This window comes from Botryobacter ruber (assembly GCF_003347595.2).
GTDB lineage: Bacteria > Bacteroidota > Bacteroidia > Cytophagales > Hymenobacteraceae > Pontibacter > Pontibacter ruber_A.
In genome coordinates this window covers 183,662-204,738 of the sequence record NZ_QCZK02000015.1, presented here as the reverse complement: position 1 = coordinate 204,738, position 21,077 = coordinate 183,662, and the positions used below count along the sequence as shown (strand labels likewise).

Sequence of the window (21,077 nt, the reverse complement as noted above, 5' to 3'; positions counted from 1 at the left end):
AGGCTGGTAGTACGGCGGAAGCCAGCGGAATTGAAACAAAAATCTGTAACCTGCCTTAACCGATACGGGTTATAATAGGAATAACCTTTCCGGATATGATGTAGATCATGTTTCGGGAAAATTGTTAGTTTTATCTTTGCCGTAAAGTCCAATTCGTATGACCAAAACTATATTTATTGCCACCGCTGAACCTTATAGTGGTAAGTCGATTGTGGCCCTGGGCCTTGTGCATGTTTTGTTGGGAAAAGCTCAGAAAATCGGGTATTTTAAGCCCATCATAAACTATGATCCGAAACAGGAAAAGGATTCGCACATCGAAACCATCATCAGTCACTTTGGCCTGCCGGTAAGCTACGAAGATAGCTACGCTTTTACGCAGCAGCAGGCCATGCAGCTCATAGAAGCAGGCAGCCAGGGCGACATCATCGATACCATTATCAGCAAGTTTAAAAAGCTGGAAGAAAACTACGACTTTACGGTAATTGAAGGCAGCGACTTCCTCGGAGAAGGTACCGCCTTTGAGTTTGACGCTAACGTAACGATCGCCAAAAACCTGGGGGCGCCGGTCATTATCGTGGTATCGGGCGAAGGAAAGACGAACGAGCAGATACTGAGTGCGGTAAAAACCATCAAGCGTAACTTCCGAGCCCGCGAGGTGCAGGTGCTGGCTGTGGTAGCCAACAAAGTGAGGAACGAAAACGCGTATGAGGTACAGCAGCTCCTGCAGAACTACCTGAGTCCGGACATTATCCTGGCGGTAATTCCGGAAGATAAGGACCTCAAGAGCCCGACCATGAAGGAAGTGCACGAGGTGTTGGGCGGTAAACTGATGTTTGGTGAACAGCAGCTCTCCAACCAGGCTGACCACTTCATTATGGGAGCCATGCAGGTGCCCAACTTCCTGAACCATATCAAGGAAAACGTACTCATCGTTACCCCCGGCGACCGTGGCGATATCATCCTGAGTGCGCTCCAGGCGAACATGTCGGTGAACTATCCGAAAGTGGCCGGTATTGTGCTTACCGGTAAGTTTGAGCCGGACGAGCCTATCGTGCGACTGATCGAGGGTCTGCAGATGGTGGTGCCGATTATCTCTGTTAAAACAGGCTCTTTCCATACCGCCACGCTTATCGGTAACATCAAATCGCGCATCACGCCGGATAATGCCAAGAAAATTCAGCTTGCCATTAATACCTTCAAAAAGTATGTGAATGTGCAGGCCCTGGATGAGAAGATCATTACCTATACCCCGGAAGGCATGACGCCGCACATGTTCCAGTACAAGCTGGTAAAATCGGCAAAGAGCCAGAAAAAACACATTGTGTTACCGGAAGGAAACGACGACCGCGTACTCAAAGCTGCTTCGCGCCTCATCAACCAGGACATCGTGGACCTCACCATCCTGGGCGATGCACAGGAAATTGCTGCCGCTGTAAAACGCCTGAGCCTGAACCTGGACCTCGATCGCATTCAGATCATCGACCCGCTGAAGTCGGAGCATTTCGAAGATTACGTGTACACGCTGCTGGAGCTGCGCAAGAGCAAAGGACTGCAGTACCAGATGGCCTCGGATATGATGTCGGATGTGTCGTACTTCGGTACCATGATGGTGTATAAAGGCCATGCAGACGGTATGGTGAGTGGTGCAGTGCATACCACGCTGCATACCATCCGGCCTGCGCTGCAGTTTGTGAAAACAAAGCCAGGGGTGTCGGTGGTGTCGTCGGTGTTCTTTATGTGTCTGCCGGACCGCGTTTCTGTGTTCGGCGACTGCGCCGTTAACCCGAACCCAACCGCGGAACAACTCGCCGAGATCGCTATTTCGTCCGCCGACAGCAGCCAGCGCTTTGGCATAGAGCCGCGTGTGGCCATGTTGTCTTATTCTTCCGGTACATCGGGTGAGGGGGTAGATGTGGATAAAGTGCGTAAGGCTACCGAAATCGTGAAGCAGAAACGCCCTGACCTGAAAGTGGAAGGGCCGATCCAGTACGATGCGGCCGTAGATCCGGTGGTAGGCAAGCAGAAGCTGCCAAACTCCGAGGTAGCAGGCCGTGCCAGCGTACTCATCTTCCCTGACCTGAACACCGGTAACAATACTTACAAAGCCGTGCAGCGCGAAACAGGCGCCCTGGCGATCGGTCCGATGCTGCAGGGGCTCAACAAGCCGGTGAACGACCTGAGCCGCGGCTGTACCGTAGATGATATCTTCAACACCGTCGTTATTACGGCTATACAGGGGCAGGAAGAGCAGCCGGCTCCGAAAGTAAACGGAAAAGAACTTGTTACACAACAGTAATACCACAACGTCACGCACATGAACATATTTGTAGTAAACTCGGGCAGCAGCTCCATCAAATACCAGCTATTCCGGATGCCATCCGATAAACCGGTTTGCAGCGGCCTGGTAGAGCGGATAGGCCTGGAGAATTCCATCATCACGCATAAAATTCTTACCGGCGACCAGGAAGAAGTGATTCAGCTGACACTCGACCTGCCCGACCACGAGGCGGGGCTGCACGAAGTAGGCAACCTGCTCACCGACAGCAAAATCGGGGTAATCAAAAACCCGGAAGACATTGAGGTGGTGGGGCACCGGGTGGTGCACGGGGGCGAAAGTTTTGCCGCTACCACCGTCGTGACGCAGGAGGTGAAGGATGAGATCAAAAAGCTGTTCCCGCTGGCGCCGCTGCACAACCCATCGAACTACATGGGCATTGAAGTGGCCGAGCGCATCTTTACCAAAGCCAGGCAGGTAGCGGTGTTCGATACGGCTTTCCACCAGACCATGCCCGAGCAGGCCTTCCGTTATGCCATCCCGAACTCCTACTACACAGAGCAGGGCATCCGGGCGTACGGTTTCCATGGCACGAGCCACAAATATGTATCGGAGCAGGCGCTGGAGTACCTGGGCAAACCGGATGCAAAGCTCATAACCATCCACCTGGGCAACGGCTGCAGCATGACCGCCGTTGATGCAGGGCAGTCGGTAGATACCAGCATGGGCTTCGGTCCGCTGAGCGGCCTGATCATGGGCACCCGTTCCGGCGACATCGACCCTTCTGTAATTTTCCACCTGATCAACCAGCTGGGTTACGACCCGGACCAGGTGGGCACGCTGCTGAACAAACGCAGCGGCATGCAGGGCCTCACCGGCTTCAGCGATATGCGCGACATCATCAATGCCATGGAATCCGGCGACAAAAATGCCTCCCTGGCCTACGACCTCTATGCCTACCGCATCAAAAAATACATCGGCGCTTATGCCGCGGTGCTCAACGGCCTGGATGCGATCATTTTTACAGCAGGTGTCGGCGAAAACGATGCTATTATCCGGGAGCGTGTGTGCCGGCAGATGAGCTTCCTGGGCATTGAACTGGATGAGGAAAAAAACAAGCAACGCGCCAAAGGTATCCGGGAAATAAACAAACAGGGCGCGCCCGTAAAAGTGCTCGTGATCCCGACAAACGAGGAGATGGAGATTGCCCGCCAGTGCTACGAACTCCTGGAAAACGCTGAAAAAGCTGCCAGCGAAGCCATCGACTTAAAAGACTTTTAAAATTTGCCGCTGCTTTTTTAGCGGCACCCGTATTTTCCTGTTTTTATGCAAGCCTTTCCTGTACAGCTACAGCTGTGGCAGGAGAGGCTTTTTGCTTATAGCAGGAGCAGCGGGCGTGGTGGCAGGTGCAGCAGATTTTTTTCTGCCCTAACCCGCGCTCTTTTTTTGCTTTTTAGGTCTGCTGCTCCTGCCACCACAGCTTCTGCTGCTCAAGTATGAAAGCAGATGGCGCGTCTTTGGATAGATAAGAAAAGTGATAGCGTTTAGGGGATTTATGGTATATTCGTTCGTGCTATTACTGCTATGCTCCAGGATTGGGTGGATAGCAGGAGTTGTTCCGTATATACTTTAGTTAGTGGTAATAGTGAATTATGAAAAGATATAAAGTCGTAGTACTACTAATGTTGCTTTCCTGCCAACCTAAACCAGAACAGACAGCTTCAGAAAGGATGGTAGAAGAAGGTAAAGAAGAAGAGTATAGATTCTATGACTTTGATTTTGAACTAACAAAATTCTTTTCTCCACTTGTGGTATCAGAAAAGTTTATACTTAAAAACTACGGAGCAAATTCAAGTGAAGCTTTCAAGGAAAACAACCTATACTACATCAGATATGCAGACCAAGAGATAGGGCAAATGCTTGCTGAGCCTGATACAGTAGTGTCTGACCTAACTAAAACAGAGTTAGACTCTCTTTATGCAATTGCTTCAAGTTATATGAAGTTAAAGCATCCGATTAACACTGCTCCATATAAGATTCCGCCACCACCGATAGCTGATTCTGAATGGGAACATGCTGAAATCACACTTGATTTAGGCTTTTTTGGAGACAAACATTCTGTAAGGACTGGACGATTCAGTACTTTGTATCAGTACCTGATAAAACTGAAAAACAAAAACCACTAACCCAGCACAGGCTTCAGTTTCGGCTACGCCTCACCATAGCCTGTACCAGCACCGTTAGCGTTAAGCTATGATAGTTAATTTCAACGATACATTTAAAAAGCTTTTAAGAGAATTCAATCTGCCAGACGACCTTTCTTTTTCAGTTGAAATACCAAAAGAAGTTCAGGAAATTCTGGAAGATGAAATCGTGGAAACCGACTTAGGAATAACTTTGAAATCTTTCAATAAACTGTACAAGGCAACTGGGAATTGGGAAAATCAGTCAATAATTGAAGACAATGAAAATCATTTCCATGTTGACTGGTGTATCGACCCACCAAATGACAAAAATGCTTTTATGCTTGGAGTCAAGACCTTAATTCTGTTGGCACTCAAATTTAAAAATGAGAAATTAAGTGGATTAAGGTTTTGGTATTCATTTCAGACACCTGAACTTGGAAATCTTTGGGCAAAAGATAATGATTTTGATGAGCAGGAGGACGAGCATTTGATAAGTGATAGACTTAGTTTCTATAAAATGCGAAAGGGAGAAGAAGTTATAGAAGTGAATATTTATGAAAACCTCTTTTGGGCAGTTTTGACAATAGATATTTAAAAAGCCAAAATCGCTAATCGAGTAGACGGCCCCGCCAGCGTTAACTGACGGGGAGCGCCTCTCACACCACTGTACGTACGGGTCTCGTATACATCGGTTCGTTAAATTGTGGAGCAACCTTCGCCATACCGCAACACCATTCACCACAAACAAAATAAACCCACATCGATCTACCACAAAAAATCATGACAGAATTCTGGGAGTCAAGTTTTAGGGATAAGCAAAGCATGTGGGGCTACGAACCGGCTGATTCCGCTGTAGCTACCGTTGAGTTCTTCCGAAAAAAGGGGCTGCATAAAATCCTGATTCCAGGATTCGGTTACGGTAGAAATGCAAAAGTTTTTACGGACAACGGATTTGATGTCACCGGGATAGAAATTTCAGAAACGGCCATTGCCCTGGCCAAAAAGCACTACGGCGATAAAATAAAGGTTTATCACGGACCCGTGGGGGCGATGCCCTTTGACCAGGAAGTGTACGATGGCATTTTTTGTTACGCCCTGATCCATTTGCTCGATGAACAGGAACGGGCAAAGCTTATCCGTGCTTGCTTCAATCAGCTTAGACCGGATGGCTACATGGTGTTTGTGGCCATTTCCAAAAATGCCGCATCGTATGGCGAAGGCAAAAAACTAAGCGAAGACAGGTTTGAGACGAAGCATGGTGTGCAGCTTTTCTTTTATGATGCCGCTTCCATCGAACAAGAGTTTGGTACCTATGGCTTAACTGAAGCCATCGAGATAGATGAACCTGCAAAGAATATAGAAAGCAAACCCTCCCAAAAATTCTGGCAAATAACCTGCAAAAATAAAGCAACCGGCAACAGCCACTAACAAACGGGGAGCGTTAAGCGCACTTTCCTAGCGAAGAGTTCCGGAACAGGTGCCCCTCCGTTTCCGCTCTGCAGCTCTCACCACACCCACTGCAGTTTCTTAAATTGTAATTAAAAACATAAAATATTTACTTATTAATAGTGTGCGTTTGCCCCTGAATCATACGCATTAACCCAGGATTTCCCGCTCTTTCTCCCTCCGCTATTTTTTCCTGAAGAACAAAAGATAGATCAATTCGTATTTTTCTATATTATTTAAGTTAAATTAAATATAAATAAATTTATAAAAAAATTAGGTTTGTCTGCTTGTTGCTTAGCAACTTGTTAAAAAATGGGGCCTATTTTTTATAAAAGCGAAAAATTACAGGGGCCACTGAAATATCAGTTTTTCAGGGTATACAACCGCTAAATGTCTGGCGCTGTTCGCTTGCCTGTGTTACCAGGTTACGCTTATTAGTTAGACTGATTTACTTTTTCGGACAGTGAGGAACCGGCATGAATCCTTCGTCATGCGAAGCCACCTTACTTCTAAAGCTGACAAAATTATTCGGAAACGGATAATACGATACATAATAAAGCTTTTTTTTATCCATTTAATACCCTTGTTTATGGACACGAACAACGTAAATCAGCTGCGAAGGCTGTGTTTCATTTCCCTGTTTATCATCGCCAGTTTAACCTCCTCCTCCGGCTTCGGTCTAGCCTTATTCAAACCAGGCAAAGAGTTTAAGGATGCTCCTGCGGCTCCTCCTGGTACAAAACCTGTTGCAGCACCTGCTTTCCTGGCAACTACACCTGCGCCCGGTTCCGGAAAAGCAGCTCCCGCTCCCGAGGTGAAAAGGCTGCGGAAGCAGTTAAGTACCATCCTGGTGGGCCACTGGAAAATGGACGAGGGCAGCGGAGCTGTCCTGGCAGACAACTCCGGCAACGGAAACCACGCCACTATTCAAAAAACAAAGGACGTAACCTGGGTAGCCGGCAAGGACGGACTAGCCCTGAACCTGCCCGGCACTACCGACCGCTTTGCCGTGGCACCCAACCAGGCCGTGTTAAACATCACCGATGCCATTACGATTGCCGCCTGGATGCGGCCACTCGATGTGAGCACCCGCACCATCCTCAGCAAATCGGACCCGGACGGGTATGAACTTGGGATAAACAACGACGGCAAGATAGAATTCCGCTTCAACTACGACACGAATGGCAACAGCTACAGCCTCGTCTCCAACGCCACTTACACCGGCAACGGCAGCACCTGGACCCACGTGGCCGCCACCTTCGACGGCACCACTTCCCGGATTTACATCAATGGGGTGGAAGATGCCGCCGTTACCTACAGCAGTCCTGTTACAATTAATGCGAACACTTCCGCCTTGTACATCGGCTCCCTGGATGGCTCCCGCAGGTGGAAAGGCGGCCTGGATGATCTCAGGTTGTACCATGGGGCTTTAACTTCGTTGCAGATTTATACCCTGGTGCAGGGGGAGCCATCCGTTCCTGAAACACCCGTATTAAGCTCACCTGCCAATTTTGCCTACGGGCTGCCTGTCAGCTTAAATCTGAATTGGGAAATGACGCCTGGTGCCAGTAGTTTTATGCTGCAGCTGGCAAAAAACTCAGATTTCGCTTCTCCTGTGCTGGACCTGGCGGATCTCCAGAATTCTTCGGTGCAGACGCCTGACCTGGATCCGGATGCGCAGTATTTCTGGCGGGTAAAAGCAAAAAACCAGCTGGGGGAGTCAGCATGGTCCGAAACCTGGACTTTTTCAACGGCGCCAGTTTCTTCCGGCGGTCCGTCGGGTGGTTCGACCGGCAGTATCCTGGTGGGGCACTGGAAAATGGAAGAGGGTAGAGGTGAGATGCTGCAGGATGTTTCGGGTTATGCAAACAACGCTACCATTAAGAAAACACGGGATGTCAGTTGGGTAGCCGGTGTAGACGGGCTGTCGCTTTACCTGCCGGGCACCACCGATCGCTTTGCCACAGTGCCCAATCATGCTTCCTTAAACATCACCGATGCCATCACGATTGCCGCCTGGATGCGGCCGCTCGATGTGAGTACCCGCACCATCCTCAGCAAATCGGACCCGGACGGGTATGAGCTTGGGATAAACAACGACGGCAAGATAGAATTCCGCTTCAACTACGACACGAACGGCAACAGCTACAGCCTCGAATCTAACGCCACCTACACCGGCAACGGCAGCACCTGGACCCACGTAGCCGCCACCTTCGACGGCACCACTTCCCGGATTTACATCAATGGCGTAGAAGATGCCGCCGTTACCTACAGCACTCCCGTTACCATCCGGGCGAACACTTCCGCCTTGTACATCGGCTCCCTCGATGGCTCCCGCAGGTGGAAAGGCGGGCTGGACGATCTCAGGTTGTACAATGGAGCGCTGAGTGCCGCTGAAATAGACCGGGTAATGCGGCGTGCACCTGAACCACCGGCACCTCCCTTGTTAGCTTCACCGGAAAATGGTGCCGTGGACGTGGCTGTTAACACAGTGCTTAGCTGGAATGCAGCCGCAGATGCCATTGGCTTTAGCGTGCAGGTTTCCGAGTTCCAGGATTTTTCAACCACCGTTTTTGACCAGGGCAGTATCGCGACAAGCTCCGTAGAAGTAACCGGCTTAGAGGCCGGAAAGCAGTATTACTGGAGAGTGCATGCCAGCAACGACGGCGGCGACAGCGACTGGTCTGAGATCTGGAACTTCACCACGGCCACTCCGCCACCGCCACCGCCTGTAACTGCCGGCACCCTGTTCCACTACTGGAACTTCAATAATTCTGCCGACTTAATGGCCCCAACACAGACGCTGACCGGCGGCAGCCTTACTGCTGCTCTCACCACAGCCTCTGTTATAGAAGCAGGTACCTTAAACGAGTTCTCCGGCATAAACGCCCGCAACGGCGATTTGGCTGAAACACACCTGCGGCTCAACACGCCAATCGGCTCCGCCCTTACCTTCCACATTTCCACCGCAGGCTTCGAGGATATCGTCTTTAAGTACGAAACCCGCCGTTCCGGTTCAGGCGCCGGGCTGCAGAAAATCAGCTACACCCTCGACGGCACCACCTTTGTGTCGCTGCAGGACGTGACCGTGGTGGACGGCGTACCCGAACTGGTAACACTGGACTTCAGCGCCATAGCCGGAGCCAACGACAACGCCAATTTCAAAGTACAGGTGCAGTTTGAGCAGGGCGCAGGCGGTACCGCAGGCAACAACCGCTTCGACAACGTAACAGTAGAAGGCGACGCGCTGGGAGCCGTAAACCTGCCGCCGGTGGTCAGCAACGCTGTTGGCCTGCAGGAACTGGTTGCCGGTGCCGCAGCTACTGAAATAGACCTTTCCGCCGTTTTCTCCGATCCTGAAAACGATGCATTGACCTTTACAGCCAGCAGTTCCAACACTGCTGTTGCCACCATTGCCATAGCAGGCAACCTGCTGCAGATCACGCCGCTCAAAGCCGGTGACGCCACGGTAGAACTTAAAGCCAACGACGGCAACCTCGACTCTGCACCAGCTACGTTCCGGGTGCTGGTGTACCCGGCCGCACAGGCTTTATCGACAGGCGCTTTCGCCTTTAGCAGTTGGGATGCTAATGAGCCGGAAGGTTCTTTCCCGGGCAACATGCTGTTCCTGCAGTCTGACGTAGACGATCCGGGCGTAGAGGTGCCGCTGCTCTTTTCTTACGCAGTTCCTGCTGCTGATTTAGTCACTGCAGATGCCGGCAACGTCGGCTTCCCATACCGCAACACTTCCCGCACCCGCATCAACGGGTTGGGCGATAATGGCATTTCCTTCATCAACACCGGCAGGGGCCGTGATTTAGGAGCAGCCCTGGTGGCAGTAGATACCAGGAACATTACCGATGCCAAAATTTCTTTTCATGCAGAAACGCTCATCCCTAACTTCCGGGTGTACAACCTGGCCGTGTTCTACCGGGTAGGCAGCAGCGGCGCCTGGTCGCCGGTTCAAACGGAAGCAGGGGCATCGCTGGTATACGAAAGTAAAGAACTGGCCGAGAACAGCCTGGAACTGCTGACGGGCTATCTGCCTGCGGCAGCCGTTGGGCAGGAATATGTGCAGGTGCTCTTCCGCTACTACTTCACCGGCGTGCAACGCGTTGGCGGTGGCGCCCGGACCCAGCTCCGGCTCGATGAAATCAACATCCTGGAGGATGCTGGTACCAGTACACCAGTACCGGCGGCTCCCCTGTTAGCTTCACCATTAAATACTGCAGTGGATGTAGCCTGTGATCCGGTACTTAGCTGGAATGCTGCAGCAGGTGCAACGATGTACAAAGTGCAGGTTTCGGAAAATCCGGATTGTTCCGATGCCGTTGTTGAAAAGACCAATGTGCTGGTAAATTCTGTGCAGGTGGAGGGGCTGCAGAACAGCAAGCAATACTACTGGAGAGTACTTGCCAGCAACGACGGCGGTGACAGCGAGTGGTCTGAAATCTGGAGCTTAACCACCACAGCTGCTCCTGCAACAGTTGCTACTCTTTTCCACTACTGGAACTTCAACAACACCAGTGATCTTTTGACTCCAACGCAGACGCTGAACAGTGGCAGCCTTACTGCTGCTCTCACCACAGCCTCTGCTATAGAAGCAGACGATTTACAGAACTTTTCCGGCATAAACGCCCGCAACGGCGACCTGGCCGAAACACACCTGCGGCTCAACACGCCGATTGGCTCAACGCTTACCTTTAATGTCTCCACCGCAGGCTTCGAGGATATCGTCTTCAAGTACGAAACCCGCCGCTCCGGCTCAGGCGCCGGGCTGCAGAAAATCAGCTACACCCTCGACGGCACTACCTTTGTGCCACTGCAGGATGTGACCGTGGTGGATGGCGTGCCCGAACTGGTAACACTCGACTTCAGCGCCATAGCCGGAGCCAACGACAACGCCAATTTCAAAGTACAGGTGCAGTTTGAGCAGGGCGCAGGCGGTACCGCAGGCAACAACCGTTTCGACAACGTAACAGTAGAAGGCGATGCGCTGGGAGCCGTAAACCTGCCGCCGGTGGTCAGCAACGCTGTTGGTTTGCAGGAACTGGTTGCCGGTGCCGCAGCTACTGAAATAGACCTTTCCGCCGTTTTCTCCGATCCTGAAAACGATGCATTGACCTTTACAGCCAGCAGTTCCAACACTGCTGTTGCCACCATTGCCATAGCAGGCAACCTGCTGCAGATCACGCCGCTCAAAGCCGGTGATGCCACGATCGAACTAAAAGCCAACGACGGTAACCTTGACTCAGCACCTGCTACGTTCCGGGTGCTGGTGTACCCGGCAGCACAGGCTTTATCGGTGGGCGCTTTTGCCTTTAGCAGCTGGGATGCCAACGAGCCGGAAGGTTCTTTCCCGGGCAACATGCTGTTCCTGCAGTCTGATGTTGATGATCCGGGTGCAGAGGTGCCGCTACTTTTCCCGTATGCCATTCCGGCTGCTGATTATAATACAGTAGATTTAGGCAATATCGGCTTCCCGTACCGCAACACCTCCCGTACCCGCATCAACGGGTTGGGCGAGAATGGCATTTCCTTCATCAACACCGGCAGGGGCCGTGATTTAGGTGCTGCTTTGGTGGCAGTGGATACCAGGGATATTACCGATGCTAAAATCAGCTTCCATGCCGAAACGCTCATCCCCAACTACCGGGTGTACAACCTGGCCGTGTTCTACCGGGTAGGCAGCAGCGGCGCCTGGTCGCCGGTCATTAACGAAGCGGAAACGCCGCTGGTGTACGAAAGCAAGGAAATAGCCGAGAACAGCCTGGAACTGCTGACAGGTTATCTGCCTGCTGCAGCGGTAGGGAAGGAATACGTGCAGGTGCTCTTCCGCTACTACTTCACCGGTGTGCAGCGCGTTGGCGGTGGCGCCCGGACACAACTCCGGCTGGACAATATCGACATCCTGGAAGATAGCAGAACCACTGTATTGGTGCCCGGACAAGTTGTAACACTTGCACCAGCTGATAACCAGCAGGACGTAAGCCTGAAACCGGAGTTCAGTTGGGAAGCAACAGCAAATGCCAGCACTTATAAAGTTCAGGTAGCTACCGACGAGCAGTTTACAGGTTTGGTTGTTGAGGAAGTCGTTTCCGGGCAAACCACTTACAAACCTGAAACGGCCCTGGCTGTTGCCACGGACTATTTCTGGCGCGTAATGGCGGTAAACTCAGCGGGCGACGGTCCCTGGTCAGCTGTAAAAACCTTCCGTACGGTGCTGCAAGCTACTGTTTACAACCTGGCCATTAACGAAGTCATGTCCTCCAACAGCAACACCATAGCAGACGAGGACGGCGCTTTCGAAGACTGGATTGAGCTCGTGAACTACGGCACCACCCCGGTAAACCTGGAAGGATTCGGCTTGTCCGATTCGTATGATAATCCGTTCAAGTGGGTATTCCCGGCAAAAACAATAGCCCCTGGAGAGTTCCTGCTCATCTGGGCTTCGAGTAAAAACAGGGTGAATCCTGAACTTCCGCTGCACACCAGTTTTGCCGTCAGTGCACAGGGCGAGGAAGTGCTGCTCACCTCACCGGACGGAGCGCTTGTGGACGAAATGCCGCCTGTGGCCATTGCCTCCGGTTTATCCAGGGGGCGGCAGCCGGACGGTACCGGGGCGTACATGTTTTTTGATGCACCCACACCAGGCGCTACAAACCAGGCAGGCGGCTACAGCGAACTGGTTGCCAAAGCAGCCTTCTCGGTAGCACCCGGTATTTACCCCAGCGCGGTAAGCCTGGCCATCACCCATCCCGATCCTGCTGTAACCATCCGCTACACCCTCGATGGTTCAGAACCGACAGCGGCATCACCAATTTATGAGCAGCCGCTGCAGATTGTAGACCGCTCCGGCGAGCCCAATGCACATTCCATGATCCCGACCAACTTCATCGAAGGCAGCTCCAGGTCGTGGAACGAACCTACCGGACTGGTAAGAAAAGGTACAGTGGTGCGGGCAAAAGCCTTCAAGGAAAATACCCTGAACTCCGCAGTAACAACCGGAACCTATATCATTCTGCCGGGCAGGCAGTACACCATGCCGGTCGTATCGGTGGTGACAGCTTTCGAAAACCTGTTTGGTCACGAAACGGGTATTTATGTGCCAGGCGCTACCTACGTGTCCGGTGATGAAGAAACAGGAAACTACAACCAGTTGGGCGATGCTTGGGAAAGACCTGCTTCTATTGAGCTATTTGCACCTGAAGTGTCGTTCCAGGAAAACATTGGCATCCGGATTAACGGCGACTTTACCCGCAGGTTCCCGCAAAAATCGCTGCGGATTGTGGCAAGAGGCGAGTATGGCAACAGCTACATGAACCACCCGGTTTTCCAGAATTATCCTTATTCGAGCTTCAAACGGCTGGTGCTGCGTAACGCGGGTAACGACTGGGGAACGAGCATGTTCAAAGACGCCGCCGCCCAATACCTGGTCAAACACATCATGCCTACCCAGAACTTCAGGCCTTCGGTAGTGTTTATCAACGGCGAATACTGGGGAATTCATAACATCCGGGAAAGGGCCGATAAACATTACCTGGGAAGAATTTACGGCGTAGACCCCGATAACATCGACCTGCTGACCTACGATTATCAAATTAACGAGGGCGATAACCTGCATTACCTGGAAATGCTGGATTACATCGGAAAAACCGACCTGAGCAACGATGCCAACTTTGAAGGGGTGAAAACCCGCATGGATGTAGACAATTTCCTTGACTATTTCAGCGCACAGATCTACAACGGCAACGACGACTGGCCGCACAGTAACATTGATTTCTGGAGAGCCCGCGTTCCCTACGATCCGAATGCGCCGGCTGGCCAGGATGGCCGCTGGAGGTGGATACTCTACGATGCGGACCGTGCCTTTGGCGCCAACAGTGGCGGCGATGCCAGTTTCAATTCTGTAGCCTGGGTAATTTCCAGAGTAAACGGCGATATCAACGAAGAATGGCCCAACTTTATCATGTACCACCTGCTGCAGAATGCGAACTTTAAAAATGACCTGATCAACCGCGTCGCCGACCAGCTGAACACTGCTTTTGTAACGGAGCGGGTACACCATGTGGTTGATAGCATCAGAGTAATTATGGAGCCGGAGATGGAAGAACATATCCTCCGCTGGGGCAGACCTTCTTCGGTGAGCAGCTGGGGTAAGAATGTGGTCGACATCAAAAACTTTGCCTCTGTAAGACCCGGTTATGTACGGCAACACCTGCGGGAAGCTTTCGGGCTGGGAGCAGAAATAGCCGTCAACCTGAACGTAAGTGACCAGTCCCACGGCAGTATCATCCTGAACTCCCTGACCATCAACAGTAAAACAGTGGGTGCGAACGCGCAGCAGCCTTATCCGTGGCAGGGAACCTATTTTGCAGGAGTTCCCCTTCAGCTTAAAGCCCTGGCGGGCGAGGGCTATGTATTTGACTACTGGCTGGTTGACGGACAGGTATATAACCAGGAAGCGCTTACCCTGACGCCAGCGGCGAATTTGTCTGCAGTTGCTTTCTTTGTGCCGACTTCAGGAGACAAACCAATACTGGCTGCACCGGTAAATGCAGCTACGGATGTAGCCATTGCGCCTACTACTGTTAGCTGGAATAGTTTACCAGAGGCAACCAGTTACAGGTTGCAGGTGGCCACGGTGCCCGATTTCGCTACCACAGTTTTCGATCAGAGCGAAATTGCAGCAACCTCTGCCGAAGTGCCGGACCTGGTAAACAACGTGTTGTACTACTGGCGCGTGATGGCGGTGGGCAACAACGGCAGCAGCGACTGGTCTGCTACCTGGAGTTTCAGAACCGAATCTGTTCTGTTGCCACTGCCTGCCGTTGCTACCTTAAGTGCTCCGGCTAACGCGGCAACAGCAGTAAGCCTTAACCCGATTCTGACCTGGAACGCCGCCGCAAATGCTACCTTCTACAACGTACAGGTGTCAACTGCTTCCGATTTCACGACATTAACGGTAAACCAGGGTAATGTAGCAGCAACATCCTTGAAAGTTACAGGATTAGCGCTAAACCAGGAATATTTCTGGCGTGTGCAGTCCGGTAACGGGACAGGAAACGCAAACTGGTCGGAAGCCTGGAGCTTTACTACGCTGGCAGAAGGTTCGGGCAGTGTGCTGGTCGGTCACTGGAAAATGGACGAAGGAAGCGGCGAAACGCTGCTGGATAATTCCGGTGCCGGAAACCATGCGACGCTTCAGAAAACGAAGGACGTAAGCTGGACTGCCGGTGTGGATGGACTGGCCTTGTACCTGCCGGGCGCCACCGACCGCTTTGCCACCGTCCCCAGCAATGCCACGCTCAATATTTCCGATGCGATTACCATTGCTGCCTGGATCAGGCCAGTAGATGTGAGCACCCGTACCATCCTCAGCAAAACAGGGGCTGACGGGTACGACTTCGGCGTGAACAACGATGGCAAACTGGAATTCAGGATAAACGACGACACCAGTGACGGCGCTTACCGAATCGAGTCCGGCACCAGCTACCCCAGCAACGGAAGTACCTGGATGCACGTGGCGGCTACCTTCGATGGCAGCACGTCTAAAATTTACATCAATGGGGTAGAGGATGCCACCGTTACCTACGCCGCTCCGGTAAGCATCCTGGGCAACACTTCGCCGCTTTACATCGGTTCGCAGCTCACCTCCCGGAAATGGAGGGGCGACCTGGATGACGTCCGCTTGTACAATGGCGCCCTGAACGCATCGGAAGTGATGGGGCTGTTAAAACCGGTTGATAACAGTTTCAGGCTTAACCCAACCAGCTTATCCCGGGATGGGCAGATGGAAATTAACGTGTACCCGAACCCTGTAACTGAAAGCGTCTTCCTGGATTTCAGGAATGCCAACACAGCAACTGTACGCATCAGGATTACGGATGTACTGGGAAGGAAGTACCTCGAATCGGATTTTGCCCTGGATGGCGGGAAGCTGGAAGTAAATCTTTCCGAAGCTAAAATGGGGGCAGGCGTTTATTTCCTTACGATCCAATCCAAAGGCTACAACAATATTCTGAAGATCATTAAAAAGTAACAGGAGCTTTGTTTGTTTTGAAAGTAAAACAGGTCGTCTTCGTTCGGGGACGACCTGTTTTTTTAGATGGAAAACAGGAGCAGCGGCTGTGGTGGCTGCTGCAGAAAACCTTTCTACAGCCTTTGGCAAAGTCCAGGTTGTAGAAGTAGTACTGCTCCTGCCACCACAGCCTTTGCTGCTGCTTATTTCAATTTTCGTGGGGCCGAAAAGGAGCAATGCCGGAAATCCTGCTTAACTTTCAGACGTAGAACAGGACGGAGTGCCTGATCAGAGACAACAACCTATGCAGGAACAAAAGAACAACCCGTTGCACGGAAGAACGCTGGAGATGATCTTGGTGCAGCTCGTGGATTACTACGGCTGGGAAGAACTGGGCTACCGGATAAAGATCAACAGTTTCAACCACGATCCGAGTATCAAATCGAGCCTGAAGTTTTTGCGCAAAACCCCCTGGGCACGTGAAAAAGTCGAAGACCTGTACATTAAAACCTTTGCCCGCTAAACCTGTTTTATCCGACCTCACCCATGAAAGATTTCAAAAAATACTACATCGTACCGGCCGAACCCGAACTGGTGTACGCTGCCCTCACGAACCCGCTCACGCTGCAGGCCTGGACCGGCGAACCGGCAGAAATGTCCACAGAGCCCGGTTCGGAGTTTTCGCTCTTCGATGGGAGCATTGTGGGCCGTAACCTCGAATTTGAAGAAGGGAAAAAGCTTGTGCAGCACTGGTACTTCGGGGAGCAGCCCGAAGATTCTATCGTTACCATCAAGCTGCACCCGCACAAAGCCGGCACTTCCGTAGAACTCCGCCACACCAACATCCCCGACCAGGATTACGACGACATATCCGCCGGCTGGACCGAAAGCTATTTTGCGGCGCTCATCGAGTTTTACGAGGAAGAATAAAGCGCTTTAGGGGCGCTTTATTCGTTCTGCACCTGCCACCACAGCCACTTCTGCTGCGGCATAACTGGCTAAGCAGCTTGTAGTTTAGCAGCGAAATTCTTTTCCGGCTGCACAGAATATTCCATAAATTCCATACCTTTCAGTTGTTTTGCTTTAACCCGGGCAACTTTATGAAAAGACTTTTACTTTTGATGCCACTGCTGTGCCTGCTGGCCTGTGCCCCAACACGTTACGTCAGGCCCCTTGCAGAAGGTGAACTGGCAGTAGGAGCAGACCTTGGCGGGCCGCTGATCAGTTTCAGCGATGTTGTTATTCCGCTGCCGCTCACCAATGTGAACGTGGGCTACGGCCTTACCGGCAACACCACCGTTTTCGGCGGACTGCATACTACCGCGCTAGCGTTTAAACTGCTGCAGCTCGACGCAGGAGCGGTGCATGCTTTCCGGCAACCCGCAGGCTTTGTGCCTGGCTTCAGCGCTTCCGGCACGCTGAACCTGATGACCGGCTTGAGTGACTGGCAAACACGGCTTTTTCCGCAGGCCGACCTGAATGCGTTCTGGGAGCATGGCGCGCGTCGCAACGTTATTTATTTTGGCATGAGCAACTGGTTTGAGACCAAAAGCACCCGGGCGCACGGCGAAGAGCAACCGGCCCACTGGCTGCCCTCCCTGCAACTGGGCTACACCTTTGTGCGCAGCAAATGGGACTATACCGTCGAGCTGAAACAGGTGGCCTTTAACCAGGATGAAAGCAAAATAGTGGTGGATTACTACGGTCCCGGCGACAAAGGGGCTAGCGGTGTGTATTTTGGACTAAGACGCAGATTCTGATGATTAAAACATTTAAACAACTTTTCCTGGCTGTCCTCTGCACACTGCTCTTCTTGTGCAGCAGCTGCCTGCGCCTCGACGATAACCTGTTCAACCCCGACAACACCATCACCGAATACAAGTTCGATAACTACACCGGCGAAGTCGACTTCAGGTTAGGCAACAGCTATACCATTCCGCAGAACAAAATCAACCGGCTCACCTTCACTTCCCAAACACCCGGCGAAAGCGGGTCTTATACCATTCACGGCGTGTACCTGGGCGACCTCAACCGCATTGCCACCGACACCGTGATCATGTACTGCCACGGCAACCGCGACCACATGGATTTTTACTGGCAACGCGCCAAGCTGCTGGCCAACACCGGACAAAAGAACCGCTACGGCGTGCTCATGATCGACTACAGGGGCTACGGTTTATCGGAAGGAGAGCCTTCGGAGTCAGGTTTATATGCTGATGTGAATACGGCCCTGACCTGGCTAAAGCAAAACGGCCTCACCTCAGACCGGCTGATCATGTACGGCTTCAGCATGGGTACTGCCCCTGCCACCATAGTTGCTGCCATTCCTATTTCTTTTGCCCTGCGTCCTGCCAAACTGATACTGGAAGCACCGTTTGCCTCTGCCGCCGTCATGGTGCAGGATGCCTCCCGGCTATCTATCCCGGGTACTTTTGTCACTGATCTGAAAATCAACAATGCCGAAGAAATAAAGAAGGTCCAGCAGCCCTTCCTCTGGATACACGGCATCGACGACGATTTCCTGAGCATCCACACCCACGGCGAAATTGTTTACCAGAATTATGGCGGTTCCCAAAAAACAGCCATCCGCGTACCGGGAGCAGACCACGATGAGGTTCCGCTTAAAATGGGCTTTAACGAGTACCTGGCGGCTATCAACAACTTTATCAGGAAATAGCACAGCCGCACCGGTTCCTGCGCTGTTCTATTGGGTAATTTTAGTAGAAGATTGATGCAGGCTCCTGTTTTACCACTACCTAAACTGAAGATCAGCGTCGCCCAACTGAGGCAGGTGCTGCTGGTGGCGGGGCTGCTGCTGTTCACTTGTACCTGTACAGGTAGCTTTGCTCAAATCAAAGGCCGTGTCACCGACGCAAAAACCGGAGCACCGGTCGCGTACGCCAACATCCAGCTCGAAAACGGAACAGGGGGGACAACTGCTGCGGAAGACGGTACTTTCTTTTTAGAGCAGGCTGTTACCGGAACAACGGTCCTGGTTGTTTCCTCAGTTGGCTACGAGCGCAAAAGCGTACGGGTAACAACAAGCCCGCTGACCATCGCACTGGCTCCGCAGGCACTTACTTTAGGAGAAGTGACGGTCCGGAAGCCAGGCAAGGTACTCAAGCGCACCATCGGCGCCTTCCGGAAATCAGCTGTCAGGAGTGGGTTTGGCATCGGCAGCAACAATGCCAGCCCCTGGATAATTGCGCGCTTCTTCCCTTACCACCCGGAATATGCCCAAACACCTTACCTCGAAAAACTGACTTTTGTAACGAGGAGCGGTATCCGGAATGCCCGCATCCGGTTGCGGCTGCTACAGGTTACAGCAGCAGGCGCTCCGGGTGCCGACCTGCTGCAGGTGCCCCTGATTGTTACGGTTCCGAATGGAAACAAAGCGGTAACCATTAACCTGAACGAGCTCAATGTGCGGGTGCCGCAGGCGGGTTTTTTTGTCGCTTTTGAGTGGCTGCTGCTTCCCGGAAACAGGAAACTTGAAACCTATACCACTAACGATGGCACGAAGAAAACCACCTTCAGCTACGAACCAACCCTGGCCGCCAGCCTCGTTAACTCCAACCACCACACCTGGATTTACACCGGCGGCGTCTGGACCCGCAGCCATGCCCGCCACAGCGACGGCACCTATTCCGAACCACAATACCGCATCGTGTTAAGCCAGTAGAGTAGCCAACAGCCTTTTTCGGTTTGTTTTTTTGATATATATAGGAAACATCACTTAAAATCAGGTGTATACAACTAATAAGAGGTAAAGCAGGTGCTTTACCCTGCATTGGAGAGTACCTGCTTTTATCCTGAAAACGAACCGTTATGGATATTTTTTCGGATCAAGATAAATGCGTTTTAAGTTTGGAATACTTTTATTATTTTTCTTCTGGGCTCCCTTGACCGCTTTCGCACAGAAAGATTCTTTAAAACTGGCTGGTCACCAGGTCATGACACCTCCCTTTTTGCCTACTCATCCTTTAGGCATCTTTACACTGCGGTTAGCCGAAGATTTTCGGATGGCGCCCCCGGAAGAACCTTATCTGAATCTCACGTTTTCGAACGGAAATTGCTGGTCGCCGCCGGTAACGGCCTATATTCCAACCGAAAGCGCTGAAATAGAACGGATGCGTTCGCTGCCCTGGCACACACGGGAAAAAAGTTTAACAGAAGACGCAGCAGCATACCAGCAACTAATGTACGCTGCCGATGGCGTGCTGCGCGAACTGCGGCTTGATCTTGGTTTTAAAGTTAAAAATGCGCACGAAATAGGAATCGTCTCACGGGCCTACTACCTGAGTGCAGGCGAGGCGCCCACCGCCCTGCTCACAAGCGACCAGTTTATCGAGTGGTTTCATTCGGATATCTACAAAGATCCCGACCCCTTTGCCCGGCGGGTGTATGGCTTCAACCAGGCACAAATCAGGTTTCAGGATGCAGCCGGGAAGGTGCTTGCGTTCCAGGAAAGAGATGTGTTTTTACCGGCAACAGAGCTGAAATACAGCTACTATCCGGGCTGGCTCAACTCCCGCAACTTCGCCTTAAAAGCTACCTCGCATGTCGCGTTTATACACCACACGTACAATACCTCCCTCGACGGCGGACTGGCGCTTACGGCCATAAAAAACTTTTCGTTTACCGGTTACCGAAGCTTCCAGATCGGGTGCTCGTCAGGTGTTGTGAGGAGAAGGCTCGTTGCAGCAGCAGCTAACGTAGATTTTATAGAAGCAAAAACCGGTATTACCTTACAGAGCGTTTTCCGGTACAGCTGGTTAAGCCGCAATAACAGCAGGAGCACCCTTAGCCTGGGCATGCACAACCAGAGCGCTTATTACACCGGCGATAAAAGCTATGGCTACTGGGCACTGGCAGGCGAGCGCTACACCTCGCATTGGGCGGTTACCTTTCATCATCTTTTCCGGAACCTCCAGGCCTGGACACTGGCATACCAGTACTCCCGGAAGTGCGCCTTCACCTTTTACATTCAGGAAGACCTGCTTGTAAATAACGGGCCTGATGTGCAGGTCGGGTTTAGTGTCGGGGTGCCGTTAGCGAATCGCTGAAACTTGTATTAACAGGAGATGCAGGTTTTTCTGTAGTTTTAATGCCCTGCAAAGGAATAGCAGGCAGGGGTGTTGTGTAGTTT

At 51.9% G+C, this 21,077-nt stretch carries 12 protein-coding genes; all 12 read left to right on the top strand.

Annotation, left to right across the window (positions count from 1 at the left end; all coding sequences use genetic code 11):
* Positions 1-157: 157 nt before the first annotated feature.
* Complete coding sequence (gene pta / locus DCW36_RS03355; RefSeq protein WP_114779529.1) at positions 158-2,296, top strand: phosphate acetyltransferase; 2,139 nt, start codon at positions 158-160, stop codon at positions 2,294-2,296.
* Positions 2,297-2,314: 18 nt separating this feature from the next.
* Entirely contained in the window at positions 2,315-3,556 is a 1,242-nt protein-coding gene (locus DCW36_RS03350) for an acetate/propionate family kinase (protein WP_114779527.1), read from the top strand.
* 371 nt (positions 3,557-3,927) lie between these two features.
* Positions 3,928-4,461 carry a hypothetical protein gene (locus DCW36_RS03345; RefSeq protein ID WP_125185194.1) on the top strand — a complete coding sequence of 178 codons (534 nt, stop codon included), beginning with the start codon at positions 3,928-3,930 and terminating at the stop codon, positions 4,459-4,461.
* Positions 4,462-4,528: 67 nt separating this feature from the next.
* Positions 4,529-5,056, top strand: coding sequence for a hypothetical protein (locus DCW36_RS03340; protein WP_114779523.1), 528 nt, complete (start codon positions 4,529-4,531; stop codon positions 5,054-5,056).
* A 185-nt stretch (positions 5,057-5,241) separates the two neighbouring features.
* On the top strand, positions 5,242-5,889 hold the full coding sequence (locus tag DCW36_RS03335; RefSeq protein ID WP_114779521.1) for a class I SAM-dependent methyltransferase: 648 nt from the start codon (positions 5,242-5,244) through the stop codon (positions 5,887-5,889).
* A gap of 607 nt (positions 5,890-6,496) precedes the next feature.
* Positions 6,497-15,949, top strand: a complete 9,453-nt coding sequence (locus tag DCW36_RS03330) for a LamG-like jellyroll fold domain-containing protein (RefSeq protein WP_164891016.1) — start codon at positions 6,497-6,499, stop codon at positions 15,947-15,949.
* A 283-nt stretch (positions 15,950-16,232) separates the two neighbouring features.
* Entirely contained in the window at positions 16,233-16,451 is a 219-nt protein-coding gene (locus tag DCW36_RS03325; protein WP_114779517.1) for a VF530 family protein, read from the top strand.
* Positions 16,452-16,474: 23 nt separating this feature from the next.
* Positions 16,475-16,858: an SRPBCC domain-containing protein gene (locus DCW36_RS03320; RefSeq protein ID WP_114779515.1), complete on the top strand. Its 384-nt coding sequence runs from the start codon at positions 16,475-16,477 to the stop codon at positions 16,856-16,858.
* 170 nt (positions 16,859-17,028) lie between these two features.
* Positions 17,029-17,688, top strand: a complete 660-nt coding sequence (locus DCW36_RS03315) for a hypothetical protein (protein ID WP_125185192.1) — start codon at positions 17,029-17,031, stop codon at positions 17,686-17,688.
* Positions 17,688-18,605, top strand: coding sequence for an alpha/beta hydrolase (locus DCW36_RS03310; RefSeq protein WP_114779511.1), 918 nt, complete (start codon positions 17,688-17,690; stop codon positions 18,603-18,605). Before DCW36_RS03315 ends, DCW36_RS03310 begins: the two co-directional genes overlap by 1 nt.
* 54 nt (positions 18,606-18,659) lie before the next feature.
* Complete coding sequence (locus tag DCW36_RS03305; protein ID WP_114779509.1) at positions 18,660-19,610, top strand: carboxypeptidase-like regulatory domain-containing protein; 951 nt, start codon at positions 18,660-18,662, stop codon at positions 19,608-19,610.
* Positions 19,611-19,881: 271 nt separating this feature from the next.
* Positions 19,882-20,994, top strand: coding sequence for a hypothetical protein (locus tag DCW36_RS03300; RefSeq protein ID WP_128396938.1), 1,113 nt, complete (start codon positions 19,882-19,884; stop codon positions 20,992-20,994).
* Positions 20,995-21,077 lie beyond the last annotated feature (83 nt).